Below are 1,075 nucleotides of genomic sequence, written 5' to 3' on the forward strand. Positions count from 1 at the left end.
GTTTGTGTTTCCAAGAAGTCAGGGATCTTCGTGAAGTCAGCCTTCTTGTAGTCGAACCGCATTGGATCTTTGCCGGCTGCTGCCAAGCGTGGATCGTAACGGTATAATTGCCAGTAACCTGATTCAACGGCTTGTTTCGCTTCGTTGATCGAGTTCCGCATACCGCCTTTCAAGCCATGGTTGATACATGGTGTGTAACCAATGATCAATGATGGGCCTTGATAGCTTTCAGCTTCATGAATGGCCTTCAAAGCTTGTGTTTGGTTAGCTTCCAATGAAACTTGTGCAACGTAAACGTTACCGTAAGTTGCAGCCATCATCCCAAGGTCTTTCTTACCAGTCTTCTTACCACCAGCAGCGAATTTCGCAACGGCAGAAGCAGGTGTAGCTTTAGACATTTGGCCACCAGTATTGGCGTACAATTCGTTATCGAAGACAAAGATGTTAATATCTTCACCACTTGCTAAGACGTGATCGATACCACCATAACCGATATCGTAAGCCCAGCCATCACCACCAAGGATCCATTGACTGATCTTAGTGAATAAGTCTTCGTCTTTCAATAATTCAGTTAATTGCGGATCTGTTTCAGTCTGTAAAGCGGCAGCTAATTTAGCAGCACGTTGACGTGTGCCATCGCTTTCGTCTTTATGATCGAACCAGTCTTGTAATAAGGCTTTCGTGTCATCTGAGCCAACACCAGCTGCTAAGGCCTTTTCAACCTTGCTGGTTAATTTAGCACGTTTAACTTGGTTTGCAGTATGCATCCCAAAGCCAAATTCAGCGGCATCTTCCATCAATGAGTTACTCCATGCAGGACCATGACCATCTTGGTTAGTGGTATATGGTGTTGCAGGTGAAGAAGCACCCCAAATGGATGAGCAACCAGTTGTGTTGGCGATTTGCATATGATCACCATACAATTGTGTTAATAATTTAACGTAAGGTGTTTCACCACAACCAGAGCAAGCGCCTGAGAATTCCATCAATGGTTGGTTAAATTGTGAACTTGTGACAGATAACTTCTTCATTGGGTTCGTCTTTTGACGTAACGTCATTGCGAAAGCCCAGTTCA

1 protein-coding gene is annotated in these 1,075 nt (G+C 44.4%); it reads right to left on the reverse strand.

The window, feature by feature from the left end; all coding sequences use genetic code 11:
- Positions 1-1,075, reverse strand: a 1,075-nt coding sequence (locus tag FC07_RS15470) for a thiamine pyrophosphate-dependent enzyme (protein WP_235807533.1), incomplete at both ends; no start/stop codon positions are given.

It is taken from the genome of Loigolactobacillus bifermentans DSM 20003 (assembly GCF_001434575.1).
GTDB classification, from domain to species: Bacteria; Bacillota; Bacilli; order Lactobacillales; family Lactobacillaceae; genus Loigolactobacillus; species Loigolactobacillus bifermentans.